The sequence below is a fragment of the Streptomyces sp. NPDC046876 genome (genome assembly GCF_040645035.1).
GTDB lineage: Bacteria > Actinomycetota > Actinomycetes > Streptomycetales > Streptomycetaceae > Streptomyces.
The window spans coordinates 278,622-291,983 of the sequence record NZ_JBEYXK010000001.1 but is presented as its reverse complement, the minus strand read 5'-3'; the positions used below and the strand labels follow the sequence as shown (position 1 = coordinate 291,983).

Here is a 13,362-nt window from a genome sequence, read left to right as displayed (position 1 = left end):
CAGGCAGCGTGTACCTGCGGCTGCCGCCAACCCTACTGACCGGCCCCCGGGTCAGGCGAGGCCCGCCTCCTTCATCTGACGCAGCTCCTTCTTCAACTCGCTCACCTCGTCGCGGATCCGGGCCGCAACCTCGAACTGGAGCTCGGCGGCGGCGCCCCGCATCCGCTCGGTCATCTGCTCGATGAGCGCGGCCAGTTCCTCGGCCGGCCGGTCCGTCGCCACCACGGCCGCCTTGGCGCCCTTGGCCCCCTTGGCCGCCTTTCCGCCCGCCTTGGCCCGGTCGGACACGGCCTTGGCCCCGGTGAGCGCGGGCACGGGCGCCTTGGGCCCCTTGCCGTCCTTCCCCTGCCGGTAGCCGGTGCCGAGCAGCTGTTCGGTGTCCATCTCCTCCCGGGCGATCGTGGCGACGATGTCGTTGATCTTCTTGCGCAGCGGCTGCGGGTCGATCCCGTTGGCCGTGTTGTACGCGATCTGCTTCTCCCGGCGCCGGTTGGTCTCCTCGATGGCCTTCTCCATCGCCGGGGTCATCTTGTCCGCGTACATGTGGACCTGGCCGGAGACGTTGCGCGCGGCGCGGCCGATGGTCTGGATCAGCGAGGTGCCCGAGCGCAGGAAGCCCTCCTTGTCGGCGTCGAGGATCGCCACCAGTGACACCTCGGGCAGGTCGAGGCCCTCGCGGAGCAGGTTGATGCCGACCAGGACGTCGTACTCGCCGGCGCGCAGCTCGCGCAGCAGCTCGATGCGGCGCAGCGTGTCGACGTCGCTGTGCAGGTAGCGGACCTGGATGCCGAGCTCCAGGAAGTAGTCGGTGAGGTCCTCGGCCATCTTCTTGGTGAGGGTGGTGACGAGGACCCGCTCGTCCTTCTCCACCCGCTGCCGGATCTCGTGCACCAGGTCGTCGATCTGGCCCTCGGTGGGCTTGACGACGACTTCGGGGTCGACGAGGCCGGTGGGGCGGATGATCTGCTCGACGAAGCCGTCGCTGCGGGAGAGCTCGTACGGACCGGGGGTCGCCGACAGGTAGACCGTCTGGCCGACCCGCTCGAGGAACTCCTCCCACTTCAGCGGCCGGTTGTCGAGCGCGGACGGCAGGCGGAAGCCGTGGTCGACCAGGGTCCGCTTGCGCGAGGCGTCGCCCTCGTACATGGCGCCGATCTGCGGGACGGTGACGTGCGACTCGTCGATGACCAGGAGGAAGTCCTCCGGGAAGTAGTCGATGAGGGTGTTGGGCGCCGAGCCGCGCTCACGGCCGTCCATGTGGAGCGAGTAGTTCTCGATGCCCGAGCAGGAGCCGATCTGCCGCATCATCTCCAGGTCGTACGTGGTGCGCATGCGCAGCCGCTGGGCCTCCAGCAGCTTGCCCTGCTTCTCCAGCTCGGCGAGGCGCTCGGCGAGCTCGGCCTCGATGCCGCGGATCGCGCTCTCCATGCGCTCGGGGCCGGCGACGTAGTGGCTGGCGGGGAAGACGTACAGCTCGCGGTCCTCGCTGATCACCTCGCCGGTCAGCGGGTGCAGGGTGGACAGGGCCTCGATCTCGTCGCCGAACATCTCGATGCGGACGGCCAGTTCCTCGTAGACCGGGAAGATCTCGATGGTGTCGCCGCGCACCCGGAAGGTGCCGCGGGTGAAGGCCACGTCGTTGCGGGTGTACTGGATGTCGACGAAGCGGCGCAGCAGCTGGTCCCGGTCGATCTCCTCGCCGACCTTGAGCGGGACCATCCGGTCGACGTACTCCTGCGGCGTGCCGAGGCCGTAGATGCAGGACACGGAGGCGACCACGACCACGTCGCGCCGGGTGAGCAGCGAGTTCGTCGCGGAGTGGCGCAGCCGCTCGACCTCCTCGTTGATCGAGGAGTCCTTCTCGATGTACGTGTCGGACTGCGGGACGTACGCCTCGGGCTGATAGTAGTCGTAGTACGAGACGAAGTACTCGACCGCGTTGTTCGGCAGGAGCTCGCGGAACTCGTTCGCCAGCTGGGCGGCGAGCGTCTTGTTCGGCGCCATCACCAGGGTGGGGCGCTGGAGCTTCTCGATCATCCACGCGGTGGTCGCCGACTTGCCGGTGCCGGTCGCGCCGAGCAGGACGACATCCTTCTCACCTGCACGGATGCGCTTCTCCAGCTCGGTGATGGCCGTGGGCTGGTCACCGCTGGGCCGGTAGGGGCTGACGACCTCGAAGGGCGCCACCGTGCGTTCGATCTTGGATACAGGCCGCATGACTCCACCGTACGACCCCGCACTGACACTCACGTCCCCGCAGGGCGGGCGGCTGCCCGGGCGGGTCCGGCAGCCCCCTCGGAACTCCCCCTTTCTGGTCCGTTTGTCGTAGTTCGGTGGCGGCCCGGTGATCTTCGAGCCCATGATCGCGGTAACGGACACCGCAGTGAAGTGCATCGCGGCAACGTCTGCCGTTCTGCGCCCGCTTGTCGCAGGACCAGGGTCACGACCCGAGGAGAACGCACATGTACGTCCGACCCGCCGCAGCGGCCGCCGCCGCCTTCCTGGTCACCCTCACCGCGTTCGGCGGGACGGCCCCGGCCGCCGCTGCCGACCCCGGCGCCCCCGCCGTGCCGGGGCTGCCGGGCCCCGTCGTGTACGCCCACCGGGGAGCCTCGGCGTACGCCCCGGAGAACACCCTGGCCTCGATCGACCTGGCGATGCGGCTCGGCTTCGACTGGGTCGAGAACGACGTCCAGCGCACCAGGGACGGCGAGCTGGTCGTGATCCACGACGACACCCTGGCCCGCACCACCGACGTCGAGCAGCGCTTCCCGGACCGCAAGCCGTGGAAGGTGAAGGACTTCACCGCGGCGGAGATCGCCACGCTGGACGCGGGCAGCTGGTTCGACGACTCCTACGCGGGCGCCCGGGTGCCGACCCTGCGGGAGTACCTCGACCGGGTGCAGCGCAACCGGCAGCGGCTGCTGCTGGAGATCAAGAAGCCGGAGCTCTACCCGGGGATCGAGGAGCAGACCCTGGGCGTGCTGGACGGGGCGGGCTGGCTCGACGAGGACCACGTGCGGCGCCGCCTGGTCGTGCAGAGCTTCAGCACCGACTCCGTCCGCATCGTGCACGGCCTGCGGCCGGACCTCGTGACGGCCTTCCTGGGCACCCCGGCGGTGGCGGACCTGCCGAAGTACGCCGCGTTCACCGACCGCATCAACCCCTGGCACACCACCATCTCCACGGACTGGGTCACGGCCGTGCACGGGCTGCAGGGGGCCCACGGCAGGGCGATGGAGGTCGACACCTGGATCGTCGACGACGCGGTGACCGCCCGGAAGGTCCAGGGGATGGGCGTGGACGGCATCATCACCAACGCCCCCGACGTGGTGCAGCGGGCGGTGCTCGGGATCGGGGCGTTCGCGGACCGGGTGGGGTGAGCGGGTCGGGGTGGGCCCGGCCGGGGTGTCGGTGGCGGCCCGTACGGTGGGGGGATGGACACCACCGATCTGCCGGCCGGGCCGCACCTGGAGTGGAGCGTCGTCGCCAGCGACATCGGCCCGCTGCTGCTGGCCGCCACCGGGGCAGGGCTGGTCCGGGTCGGGTTCCACGCCGGCCCGGACCGGGCCGAGGAGATGGCCCGCCGGCTGGTCGAGCGGCTCGGCGCCGATGCGTGGCGGCCGCCGCCCGGCGAGGAGGTGCTGCTCGCCGAGCCGGTGCGGCAGCTCGGCGCCTACTTCGCGGGCACGCTGCGGCGCTTCGAGCTGCCGCTGGACTGGCGGTTCAGCTCCGGCTTCAACCGCAGGGTCCTGCAGGAGCTGGAGCGGTCGGTGCCGTACGGGGCCGTCGTCGGGTACGGGGAGCTGGCCGCCCGCGTCGGGCAGCCGGGGGCGGCCCAGGCCGTCGGGCATGCGATGGGGTCGAATCCGCTTCCCCTCGTCGTGCCGTGCCACCGGGTGGTGGAGAACGACGGGGGCATCGGCGGCTTCGGCGGCGGCGTCGAGACCAAGCGCACCCTCCTGGCCCTGGAGGGCGTCCTCCCGCAGCCCTTGTTCTGACCGGCCGCGCCCCTCGGCCCCGGCCGGGCCCCGCGGGGTAGCCCGGACCCGGCGGCCCCCTCCCGCTCCCGCTGCGCGGAGCCAGTCCCCTCCCCGCCCCTTCCCGAAACCGGGGCTCCGCCCCAGACCCCCGTTCGCCTCAAACGCCGGCGGGGCTGAAAGACCCGGGCGCTCCGCGCCCGGTGCGCTCAAACGCCGCGCGGGCTGGAATTGCCGCCGGCACCATCCAGCCCCGCCCGGCGGGAAATCCAGCCTCGCCGGCGTTTGAGGCGCGGGGTCCGGGGCGGAGCCCCGATCTTTGAGCCGCGCCGGCGTTTGAGGCGGAGCAGGGGCCGGGGCCGCAGGACCCGGTTTCGGGAAGGGGCGGGGTGGGGAAGCGGCTCCGCGCAGCGGCAGCGGCGGCGGTCGGGCCGCTTCGCCGGTTCCGCCGGGCGGTAAGGGCTGGGACACTGCTGCGGTGACTACTTCCGCCGCAGCAGGCCCTGCCCCCGCCCACCCCGCGCCCCAGCCGCACCAGGGATGTCCCGCGTGACCGCGATACCCGGCACCGGCACCGGCACCGGCACCGGCACCGGCACGGCGACCATCGACCCCGCGGAACTGCCCCGGCTGCGCCGCCGCACCTCCTCCGTCCTGATCGCCTCCCAGATGCTGGGCGGCCTCGGCGTCCCCATCAGCATCGCCCTGGCCCCCGCCCTCGCGACGGAGGTCAGCGGCACCGAGGCCCTGTCCGGCTTCGCCTCCACCGCCGCCGTGGTCGGCACCGCCCTCGTCTCGCTGCCGCTCGCTGCGCTGATGACCCGCCGGGGCCGCCGCCCCGGGCTGGTCCTCGCGTACGGGATCGGTGCCGCCGGCGCGGCCTTGGTGGTGCTGGCCGCCGCGATCAAGAGCTTCCCGCTGCTGATGCTCGGCATGGCGGCCTTCGGAGCCGCCTCCTCCGCCAACCTGCAGGCCCGGTTCGCGGCCGCCGACCTGGCCGCCCCGGACCACCGGGCCCGGGCCATCTCCGTGGTGGTGTGGGCGTCCACCCTGGGCGCGGTGCTCGGCCCCAACCTTTCGGCCCCGGCCAGCCGCAGCTTCGCCGGGACCTCCGTTCCCGAGACGGCGGGCCCCTTCGTGTGGGCCGGCGCCGTCTTCGTCCTCACCGGCACCCTGATCGGCGTCCTGCTGCGGCCGGACCCGCTGCTGACGGCCCGGGCGCTGGCCTCGCCCGCCGAGCAGGGCCAGGGCGGCCACTCGCTGCGCGCCGGGGTCGCGGCCGTCAAGGCGTCCCCGCGCGCCCGCCTCGCGCTGGCCACCGTCGCCGTGTCGCACACCACCATGGTTTCGATCATGGTGATGACCCCGGTCGACCTCGGCCACCACGGCGCCGGGCTGCAGCTGATCGGCCTGGTGATCAGCGGGCACATCGCCGGCATGTTCGCCTTCTCGCCCGTCATGGGCTGGCTCGCGGACCGGCTCGGCCGGCTGTCCGTGATCGGTCTCGCGGCCGGCCTGCTGTCGCTGGCCGCGCTGCTCGCCGGCACTGCGGGGCCGGACCACGGCCAGAGCGCGCTGGGGCTGTTCCTGCTCGGCCTCGGCTGGTCGGCCGGCATGGTCTCCGGCTCGGCGCTGCTGACCGACTCGGTGCCCTCGGGGGCGCGCGCCGCCGTGCAGGGGCTGAGCGACCTCACGATGAACACCTGCGCGGGTCTGGGCGGCGCGGCCGCCGGCCTGGTCATGTCGCAGGCCGGCTACGGCTGGCTGAACGCGATCGGCGCGGCCCTGCTGCTGCCGCTGGCGGCGCTCGCGCTGTTCACCTCGCGCCGACACCCGGCGGTCAGCAGCTGATGTGGTAGGCCTTGCGCAGCGTCTCGTGCACGGTCCAGGTGGTCCTGTCGCCCTCCCGGAGCACGCAGGCGGAGCCGGGGCCGACCTCCAGGGTCGCGCCGCCCTCGACCTCGATGGTGGCGCGGCCGCTGACCACCACGAACAGCTCGTTCGCCTCGACGTCCGTGACGACGCCGGGGGTGATCTGCCAGATGCCGCGGATCTGCTTGCCGTCCGGGGACTCCCACAGCACCTTGCCGGTCACGACGGGCGCTCCGGAGACGATCTGCCCGGGGTCGAGGTCCTCCGGCTCGAGGGCGGCGTCCGGGAGGTCCGGGACGGAGACGGCGAAGGAGGCGGGAGCCGCCGCTGCGGCGGAGTGATCACTGGTGCTCATGGGGCGCCAGCGTAGTGCGGCCGGGACGCGCGCCGGGGTGGCCACAGCGTCCAGGTTCGCCGCCCTGCAGGAGGCATCCTGTCCAGCGGGCCGACCGCGGGTTTCGGCCAGGGGGTGCGTACGGGGCGCCCGTATGCGGTGGTGTTCGGACGGGCCTGCGGGGAGCGCGTTTCGGGGCGCACCTGCTGTGCCATGGATGGGGACATGCCACAGCACACCACTTCCGCATCCCCGTCCGACGGGCCCGTCGTCCTGTCCGAGGAGGTCCGCGAGGCCCTCGAACACGGGCGGCCCGTCGTCGCACTGGAGTCCACGATCATCACGCACGGCCTGCCGCGCCCGCGCAACCTGGCGGTGGCCGCCGAACTGGAAGGGCTGGTCCGCGAGGAAGGGGCCGTCCCGGCGACGATCGCGGTGATCGACGGCGTCGCGCACGCCGGCCTGGACAAGGAGCAGCTGGAGCGGATCGCCGGCGGTGAGGGCGTGCGCAAGCTGGGCCACCGCGATCTGGCGCCCGCCTTCGCGGCCGGCGCGAGCGGCGCGACGACGGTCTCGGCGACGGCGTTCCTGGCCGCCCGGGCCGGGCTGCGGGTCTTCGCCACGGGCGGGCTGGGCGGCGTACACCGGGAGTTCGCGCAGACCCAGGACGAGTCGGCGGACCTGTCGCTGCTGGCCCGGACGCGGATCACGGTGGTGTGCGCGGGGGTGAAGTCGATCCTGGACGTGCCGGCCACACTGCAGCGGCTGGAGACGCTGGGGGTGACGGTGCTCGGGTACGGAACGGAACGTTTCCCCGGGTTCTACCTGGCCAGTTCGGGCGAGCCGGTGGACTGGACGGTGCACCGGCCGCAGGAGGTCGCGGCCGTGATGGCGGCCCAGGACACCCTGGACGGGCCGGAGTCGGCGCTGCTGGTCGCCAACCCGGTCGACGAGGCGGAGCAGTTGGATCCGGCGCTGCACGACCGGGTCCTGGCCGAGGCCCTGGAGGAGTGCCGGCGGCAGGGGATCACGGGGCAGGCGGTGACGCCGTACCTGCTGTCCTTCCTGGTACGGGCGACGGCCGGGGCCTCGCTGGAGGCCAACCTCGCGGCGGTGCGCGGCAACGTCGTGCTGGGGGCCCGGATCGCGGGGGCCTGGGCGGAGCGGGCGTGACCGCGGCGGGGGCGGGGCCCGGGGCGCTGCTGGTCATCGGGGACGTGGTCACCGATGTCGTGGCGGTGCATCCGGAGCCGCTGGCACCGGCGACCGACACGGCCGCCCGCATCCGGACCCTGCCCGGGGGTGCCGGGGCCAACGTGGCCTGCTGGGCGGCCCGCACCGGGGCGGCGGACGTACGGCTGCTGGCCCGGGTGGGCACCGAGTCGGCGCAGTGGCACGAGCAGGCGCTCCTGGACGCGGGAGTGCGGCCGCGGCTGCTGGTCGACCCGGTGGAGCCGACCGGGACGGTGGTCGCGCTGGTCGGCAAGGACGCCGAGCGGACCTTCCTGACCGACAGCGGCGCCGCCCTGCGGCTCTCGCCCGACGACTGGGCGCCCGAGCTGCTGGACGGGGTCGCCCATCTGCACCTGTCCGGCTACCTGTTCTTCGCCGACAGCAGCCGGGAGCTGGCCCAGGTCGCGCTGGCGGCCGCCCGGGCCCGCGGGGTGCCGGTCAGCGTGGACCCGGCCTCGGCGGGGTTCCTGCTCACCCTCGGCACGCGGCGCTTCCTCGACGCCGCGGCGGGGGCCTGCGTCCTGCTGCCCAACGAGGACGAGGCCCGGCTGCTGGCCGGCCTGCCGGAGCCGGCCGGGGCGGCCCGCGCGGCGGCGGTGCTGAGCGAGCGGGTGCCGCTGGTGGTGGTCACCCGGGGCCCGGCCGGGGCGCTGGTCGCGCAGGGCGGCCGGGTCACCGCCGAGGTCGCCGCGGAGCCGGTGCGGGCGGTGGACTCCACGGGCGCGGGGGACGCCTTCACCGGCGGTTTCCTGGCGGCCCGGCTCACGGGCGCCGACCCGCAGGAGGCGGCCCGCGCGGGCTGCCGGGCGGCGGCGCTGGCCGTCACCCGGCTGGGCGGGCGGCCGTAGCGGCGTACGACGGGAGCGCGTCCGACGGGAGCGGCGTACGGCCGTCGCGGATCCGGAGGCTGCGGAGCTACGGGGCGGGGGTGTACTCCTCCTGGCCGAGGGTCTCGATCCAGCCGTGGTGGTCCACGTTGTAGTGGAACACCAGGCCCTTGTTCGGGTGGGCGATCAGCCATTCGCTGAGCTCGTTGATGGTGATCGGCTTGCTCACCGTGCCGGCGACGATCGGGGTGAGGGCGCTGATCTTGGCGTCCTCGTTGACGGAGATGAAGGTCTCCTCGCCGACCGTCACGAAGGGGGCGGCCCCGCCCGGTCCGGGGCAGCCCCAGTTGCCGTGCCTGACGATCAGGCTGTGGGCGCCGCCCTCGGGGGTGTAGCGGTAGACGGCGATCTCGTCCGGCGAGATCGGCATCTTGTGGTTGCACGTGGGGGCGGGGGCCGGCGGCTTCGGCTTTCCGGCGGGGGTGGCGGTGGTGGAAGCGGTCGGCTTCGGCGTGGCCTTCGCGGGCGCCGGGGGCAGCGGACCGCCGGGCGGGGCCGCGGACGCGGCGGGAGACGTGGCCGGGGTGGTGCCGGGGGCCGGGCCGGCGGCTCCCCCGCCGGTGTCCCCGTTGCAGGCTGCCAGGGTCAGGGCCCCGCCCAGGGCCAGCGCGGCGAGCGCCGTCCCCCTCGACCGTCTTCCCATCGCCGTCTCTCCCTCTGCCGGGGCGCCACCGGGTGGCCGCCGTCGAAGCGTGACAGCACCGTAGGGTCCGGTCCCGGGCCGGGGCGATGGCCGGATCCCGATCGGCACCCGGCCGGGACCGCTTCGTTGCGGATTCCTGACGTCCGTGCCCGGACCGGGGCGCGCGAGGTCAGCCGGCGAGACCCGTCCAGGCGGGATGGCGCGGGTCGTCGGCCCTGACGACGGCGTCGGCGAGCCCCGCGGGGTCGGTCTCGGCCTCGTAGCGGGCGAAGGCGGGCAGGGTCCAGCGGGCGGACTCCTCCGTGCGGCGCCGCAGCGCTCCGGCAGAGAGCCGGATGTGGACGCTGAGGTCGAAGGGGAACCAGCGGCCCAGCAGCAGCGGGCCGTGGACGATCACGACGGCGCCCGGCGGGAGTTCGGTGTACGGGCTGCGGGTGGCCCGGTCGGTCACCGGGTCCCACAGGTCGGGCAGGACGCGGCCGGTGCCGCCGGGGTCGGTCGGGCCGAACACCTCCCGCCACAGGGCGGCCGTGTCGTACCAGCCGCCGAGGTAGCTCTCCACGTCCTGGCGGCCGAACTCGTAGCGCAGGGAGGCCGGGCGCAGGAACCCGTCGGTCGGGACGACCAGCGCGGTGCGCCCGTTCAGCCGCAGGGCGTCGGCGAGCAGTCCGGCGAGCGTGCCGGTGTCGGCGGCCGGCGCGCCGTCGATGCCGACGCGCTGCCAGGCCGGCTCCGCGGGGTCGGGCCTGTGGTCGTCCAGATGGCCTGCGAGCCGCTCGGCCATCCGCTGCCAGGTGATCGCTTCGAGGTGCACGGGCCCATTGTCAGTGGTCGCCCGTAGCGTTTTTCACGAGGGATCACCGGCGGGAGAGAGCCGTCGGGCCCGGCCTTGGGGAGGGGTCTGTCATGGCTCGCGAGACGACGTATCTGGAGCTGTCGCAGGACGGCGGCGGGGCGCACAAGTTCTACGAGGTGACCGTGGACGGCACGGCCGTGACCGTGCGGTACGGGCGCATCGGCGCGGGCGGCCAGGTGCAGAGCTCGTCCTTCGCGAGCGCCGAGAAGGCGCGGGCGGCCGCCGCCAAGAAGATCGGCGAGAAGGTCCGCAAGGGGTACGCGCCGGCGGTGCAGGGGCAGCGCGCGGCGCGGCCGGTGACGCGCCGGCAGGTGGCGTCCGCGCCGTCGACGGCGCGCGCGGTGGCCCCGGTGCTGTGGCGGTTCCGCACGGGCGCTGCGGCGTTCGGGATCCATGTGGACGAGGAGCGCGCCTGGGTCGGCAACCAGGCGGGCGATGTGTACACGTTGAGCCACGGCGGCGAGGTGCTGGCCCGGTACTCGCTGCCGGACGGGGTGAAGTGCCTGGTCGCGGACGAGTTCTGGATCTATGCGGGCTGTGACGACGGCGCCGTGTACGACCTGTCGGCGAAGGTCCCGTTCAAGGCGTACGACATCGCAGAGGACGTGGACATCTTCTGGCTGGACATCCGGGAGGGCGTGCTCAACGTGTCGGATGCGCGCGGGGGTCTGACGGTCATCGACCACGAGGACGAGTTCCAGTGGTCGCGCAGGTCCGCCGGCTCGAACGCGTGGATGGTACGGGCGGACGAGGACGCGGTCTACCACGGCCACACGCACGGGGTGACGGCGTACGCCCCGGACGGCAGCGGGGAGTTGTGGCACACCGCGACCAGCGGCGGGGTGCTGTTCGGCTGGCAGGAGGCCGATGCGGTCTTCGCCGGCACGGGGCGCAACGCGGTGCAGCGGCTGGCGAAGGGGACCGGCGCGATCGAGGCCACGTACCGCTGCGATGCGGCGGTGTACGCGTGCGCGACCTCGCCGGACGGGCAGCACGTCTTCGCCGGCGACTCCTCCTCGTCGGTGTACTGCTTCGCCGCGGACGGGACCCGGCTGTGGAAGCTCGGCACGGGCAGCGGTTCCGCCTTGTCGATGCAGTATCTGGACGAGCGGCTGTACCTGGTGACCACGGACGGCTCGCTGGTGTGCGTGGACGCGAGCGAGGCGGCGATCGCCGCGGCCCAGCAGGGCACGGTGCCGGTCGCGGTGGACGTGAAGTCCGCGGCGGCCCTGCCGGTGGCCCGGCCGGCGGCGTCGGCAGCGGCGGTGGCGAGCGTCTCGGTGGCCGCGGCCCCGGCGGACGGCGTGGTCGTGGAGTGCGTGCAGCAGGGAGGCCGGCTGCGGGTGCAGGTGGTCTCGGGCGGCTTCGAGCCCTCGTGGAACGTGCAGTTCCCGCGGGGGATCCGGGAGCCGGGCGCCCGGTACGTGGTGGACGGGCTGCATGCGGCGTCCGGCGGGTTCTACCGGGTGCGCGGGGAGATACGCCGCCTGGTCTGAGCGGGCCGGGGTCCGGGGGGCGGAGGGCCGGCGGGCAGGGAGAACGGTTCGCCTTCGGCGAGCGTGCTGGTCACGTAGAGCACGACGGGGACGGTGCCGAGGTTGCGGCCGAGGTGGACGTGGTGCAGGCCTGCGGGTTCGACGAAGCTGCTGCCGGGCGGGTGCACGACCACCGTGCGGTCGTGCAGGATGCGGGTCAGCGTCCCGGACTTGACCAGGGCGATGAGCGGGACGCGGTGGTAGTGCCAGCCGGTGCTGCCGCCGGGCTCGATGACCACCTCGCGGCCCGCGAGGTGTGCGGCGGCATCGGCCGGCGCGGGTATCGGAGGATGCGCCGTCGCCGTCACGGCCTGCCGTCCACCCATGTCTTCCCCCTTCGTCACGGGCGCCACGGCCATACCGCAGCCCCCGCAGTCACGGTAGGAGGACATCCGGACATCGAGGGAGAGTTGGCGGAACGTCAGGCGCCGGCGCCGGAAAGGTGATAAAGGGGCCGGACAGCGGTATCACCACGTCATGAGCCTGGTCGTCTTCGAGTCGGTGAAGCAGATCCACTGCGCCCGGTGCCGTCGGGGCCCGCTGCGGCACCTGGTGCGCGAGGCCGGGGTTCCGCGCTGCCTGGACTGCGCAGACCTGGGGCATCTGGTCTACCTGCCGCGCGGGGACGCGGCCCTCACCCGGCGGGCGCGCGAGGCCAGTTCGCTGTCCGCGGTCGTCGTCCGCTTCAACCGGCGCCGCCGCCGCTACGAGCGCCAGGGCCTCCTGGTGGAGGAGCCCGCCCTGGCGCGGGCGGAGCGGGCCTGTCTCGCGGACGCCGAGGCGCGGGCGCGCCGGCGGGAGCGGGACCGCCTGCGCCGCACGGCGCAGGACGTCCGGTTCACGGCGGCCTTCGCCGCGGAGATACGCAGGCTCTTCCCCGGCTGCCCGCCGGAGCGGGCCCGGGCCATCGCCGCGCACGCCTCGGTCCGCGGCAGCGGCCGGGTGGGGCGCACGGCGGCCGGCCGGGCGCTGGACGAGGCAGCGGTCTCGGTGGCGGTCCGGGCGGCGGTACGGCACACCGACACCGAGTACGACGCGCTGCTGATGTCGGGCGTCCCGCGGTTCGCGGCCCGGGCCCGCCTGGCGCCCCGCATCGACGCCATCCTCGACGCCTGGCGCCTGCCCCCGCCGCCCGCGGACCCGGAGCCCGGGCCCGGCCCCGAGCCGGAATCCGAGCCCGGGCGGGGACACGGGCGCGGGCCGGAGACGGGAGCCGCAGCGGCGGCCTGAGCGGGGCGGGTTGGGCGTGCCGGGCCGGCGCCACTGCCCCGTGGCGCGGCTACTGGGTGCGGAAGCGGCGGTAGAGGAGGACACCGCCGAGGAGGAGGGCGCCGCTGCCGGGCAGCAGGTAGCCGAGGCCCTCGGCGCCGGTGTGGGCGAGGGCGGGACCGGGCTGCTGCGGGGCGGGCGGGGTCACCGGGCGCTGGGTGGCCGGGGGCTGGGTGGCCGGGGGCCGGACCGGCTGCTGCGGCGGCTTGGCGGTGCCGGGGGTCTCGCCGTTGACCGAGGTGTTGCCGGAGGCGCCGTTGCCGACCCCGACGACGCTCACCGCGTTGCCGCTGATGTTGACCGGGAGGTCGACCGGGAGCTGGATGCCGTTGCCGGACAGCACCCCCGGCGAATCCTTTCCGCTTCCTCCCGCGTGGGCACCGCCCCCGTGGGCCGACCCCGGTGTGGCGGGCTGGGACGACGACGTCCCGGATGGTGCGCCGCTCCCGCCCGCCTCGTTCGTACAGCGGTTCCCGGCGGCCGGGTTGAGCAGCCCGGCGACGCTCACCGTGTTGCCGCACACGTTCACCGGCGCGTGCACCGGCAGCTGCACCAGGTTCCCGGACAGCAGGCCCGGCGACCGCTCGGCCGTGCCGCCCGCTTCCGCATCGGCGTACGCGAACCCGCCCACACCCGCGACCGCGAGGCCACCGCCCGCAACCACCGCCGCGATCAAGCCGTTCCGGCGACTGTGACGCATCAGTTTCCCTGCTTTCCGGAGGAGTTCACGGGTGCTGCACCCGCACCGGAACC

13 protein-coding genes are annotated in these 13,362 nt (G+C 74.3%); 7 read left to right on the top strand and 6 right to left on the bottom strand.

Features of this window, described 5'->3' with window-relative positions; all coding sequences use genetic code 11:
* Positions 1-51: 51 nt before the first annotated feature.
* On the bottom strand, positions 52-2,217 hold the full coding sequence (uvrB, locus tag ABZ924_RS01355; protein WP_361902121.1) for an excinuclease ABC subunit UvrB: 2,166 nt from the start codon (positions 2,215-2,217) through the stop codon (positions 52-54).
* 245 nt (positions 2,218-2,462) lie between these two features.
* On the opposite strand from uvrB, the gene ABZ924_RS01350 reads away from it, so the two are divergent.
* The 3 genes from ABZ924_RS01350 (at position 2,463) to ABZ924_RS01340 (ending at position 5,831) form a co-directional block, all read left to right on the top strand.
* Positions 2,463-3,383, top strand: coding sequence for a glycerophosphodiester phosphodiesterase family protein (locus tag ABZ924_RS01350; RefSeq protein ID WP_361902118.1), 921 nt, complete (start codon positions 2,463-2,465; stop codon positions 3,381-3,383).
* Positions 3,384-3,437: 54 nt separating this feature from the next.
* Positions 3,438-4,001: a methylated-DNA--[protein]-cysteine S-methyltransferase gene (locus ABZ924_RS01345; protein ID WP_361902115.1), complete on the top strand. Its 564-nt coding sequence runs from the start codon at positions 3,438-3,440 to the stop codon at positions 3,999-4,001.
* 537 nt (positions 4,002-4,538) lie between these two features.
* Entirely contained in the window at positions 4,539-5,831 is a 1,293-nt protein-coding gene (locus ABZ924_RS01340) for an MFS transporter (RefSeq protein ID WP_361902386.1), read from the top strand.
* Here ABZ924_RS01340 and ABZ924_RS01335 read toward each other — a convergent pair.
* Positions 5,821-6,207, bottom strand: coding sequence for a cupin domain-containing protein (locus ABZ924_RS01335; RefSeq protein WP_361902112.1), 387 nt, complete (start codon positions 6,205-6,207; stop codon positions 5,821-5,823). The two genes, ABZ924_RS01340 and ABZ924_RS01335, sit on opposite strands and share 11 nt — an antisense overlap.
* A 204-nt stretch (positions 6,208-6,411) precedes the next feature.
* Between ABZ924_RS01335 and ABZ924_RS01330 the strand changes: the two genes are divergently transcribed.
* On the top strand, positions 6,412-7,359 hold the full coding sequence (locus ABZ924_RS01330; protein ID WP_361902109.1) for a pseudouridine-5'-phosphate glycosidase: 948 nt from the start codon (positions 6,412-6,414) through the stop codon (positions 7,357-7,359).
* Complete coding sequence (locus ABZ924_RS01325; RefSeq protein ID WP_361902106.1) at positions 7,356-8,267, top strand: PfkB family carbohydrate kinase; 912 nt, start codon at positions 7,356-7,358, stop codon at positions 8,265-8,267. The genes ABZ924_RS01330 and ABZ924_RS01325 overlap by 4 nt, the downstream gene beginning before the upstream one ends.
* Positions 8,268-8,334: 67 nt before the next feature.
* Here ABZ924_RS01325 and ABZ924_RS01320 read toward each other — a convergent pair whose 3' ends face one another.
* Positions 8,335-8,949, bottom strand: a complete 615-nt coding sequence (locus ABZ924_RS01320; RefSeq protein WP_361902103.1) for a hypothetical protein — start codon at positions 8,947-8,949, stop codon at positions 8,335-8,337.
* 169 nt (positions 8,950-9,118) lie between these two features.
* On the bottom strand, positions 9,119-9,763 hold the full coding sequence (locus ABZ924_RS01315) for a uridine kinase (RefSeq protein WP_361902100.1): 645 nt from the start codon (positions 9,761-9,763) through the stop codon (positions 9,119-9,121).
* 92 nt (positions 9,764-9,855) lie between these two features.
* Here ABZ924_RS01315 and ABZ924_RS01310 point away from each other — a divergent pair, with 92 nt between their 5' ends.
* Positions 9,856-11,301 carry a WGR domain-containing protein gene (locus ABZ924_RS01310; RefSeq protein ID WP_361902098.1) on the top strand — a complete coding sequence of 482 codons (1,446 nt, stop codon included), beginning with the start codon at positions 9,856-9,858 and terminating at the stop codon, positions 11,299-11,301.
* Here ABZ924_RS01310 and ABZ924_RS01305 read toward each other — a convergent pair.
* The gene (locus tag ABZ924_RS01305) at positions 11,265-11,666 is read right to left on the bottom strand and encodes a cupin domain-containing protein (protein WP_361902095.1); all 402 of its coding nucleotides are present in this window, start codon (positions 11,664-11,666) and stop codon (positions 11,265-11,267) included. The two genes, ABZ924_RS01310 and ABZ924_RS01305, sit on opposite strands and share 37 nt — an antisense overlap.
* A gap of 151 nt (positions 11,667-11,817) precedes the next feature.
* Between ABZ924_RS01305 and ABZ924_RS01300 the strand changes: the two genes are divergently transcribed.
* Positions 11,818-12,570, top strand: a complete 753-nt coding sequence (locus ABZ924_RS01300) for a DUF2293 domain-containing protein (RefSeq protein WP_361902093.1) — start codon at positions 11,818-11,820, stop codon at positions 12,568-12,570.
* 49 nt (positions 12,571-12,619) lie between these two features.
* Here ABZ924_RS01300 and ABZ924_RS01295 read toward each other — a convergent pair whose 3' ends face one another.
* A complete protein-coding gene (locus ABZ924_RS01295) occupies positions 12,620-13,309 on the bottom strand; it encodes a chaplin (protein WP_361902090.1) in 690 nt (229 codons plus the stop codon).
* Positions 13,310-13,362: the final 53 nt, after the last annotated feature.

Bases quoted from the DNA above. Each gene is read 5' to 3' on its own strand.
- ABZ924_RS01295 (WP_361902090.1), bottom strand. From the start codon at position 13,309: ATGCGTCACAGTCGCCGGAACGGCTTGATCGCGGCGGTGGTTGCGGGC.
- ABZ924_RS01330 (WP_361902109.1), top strand. From the start codon at position 6,412: ATGCCACAGCACACCACTTCCGCATCCCCGTCCGACGGGCCCGTCGTC.
- ABZ924_RS01310 (WP_361902098.1), top strand. From the start codon at position 9,856: ATGGCTCGCGAGACGACGTATCTGGAGCTGTCGCAGGACGGCGGCGGG.
- ABZ924_RS01335 (WP_361902112.1), bottom strand. From the start codon at position 6,207: ATGAGCACCAGTGATCACTCCGCCGCAGCGGCGGCTCCCGCCTCCTTC.
- ABZ924_RS01300 (WP_361902093.1), top strand. From the start codon at position 11,818: ATGAGCCTGGTCGTCTTCGAGTCGGTGAAGCAGATCCACTGCGCCCGG.
- ABZ924_RS01320 (WP_361902103.1), bottom strand. From the start codon at position 8,949: ATGGGAAGACGGTCGAGGGGGACGGCGCTCGCCGCGCTGGCCCTGGGC.
- ABZ924_RS01345 (WP_361902115.1), top strand. From the start codon at position 3,438: ATGGACACCACCGATCTGCCGGCCGGGCCGCACCTGGAGTGGAGCGTC.
- ABZ924_RS01350 (WP_361902118.1), top strand. From the start codon at position 2,463: ATGTACGTCCGACCCGCCGCAGCGGCCGCCGCCGCCTTCCTGGTCACC.
- uvrB (WP_361902121.1), bottom strand. From the start codon at position 2,217: ATGCGGCCTGTATCCAAGATCGAACGCACGGTGGCGCCCTTCGAGGTC.
- ABZ924_RS01305 (WP_361902095.1), bottom strand. From the start codon at position 11,666: ATGGGTGGACGGCAGGCCGTGACGGCGACGGCGCATCCTCCGATACCC.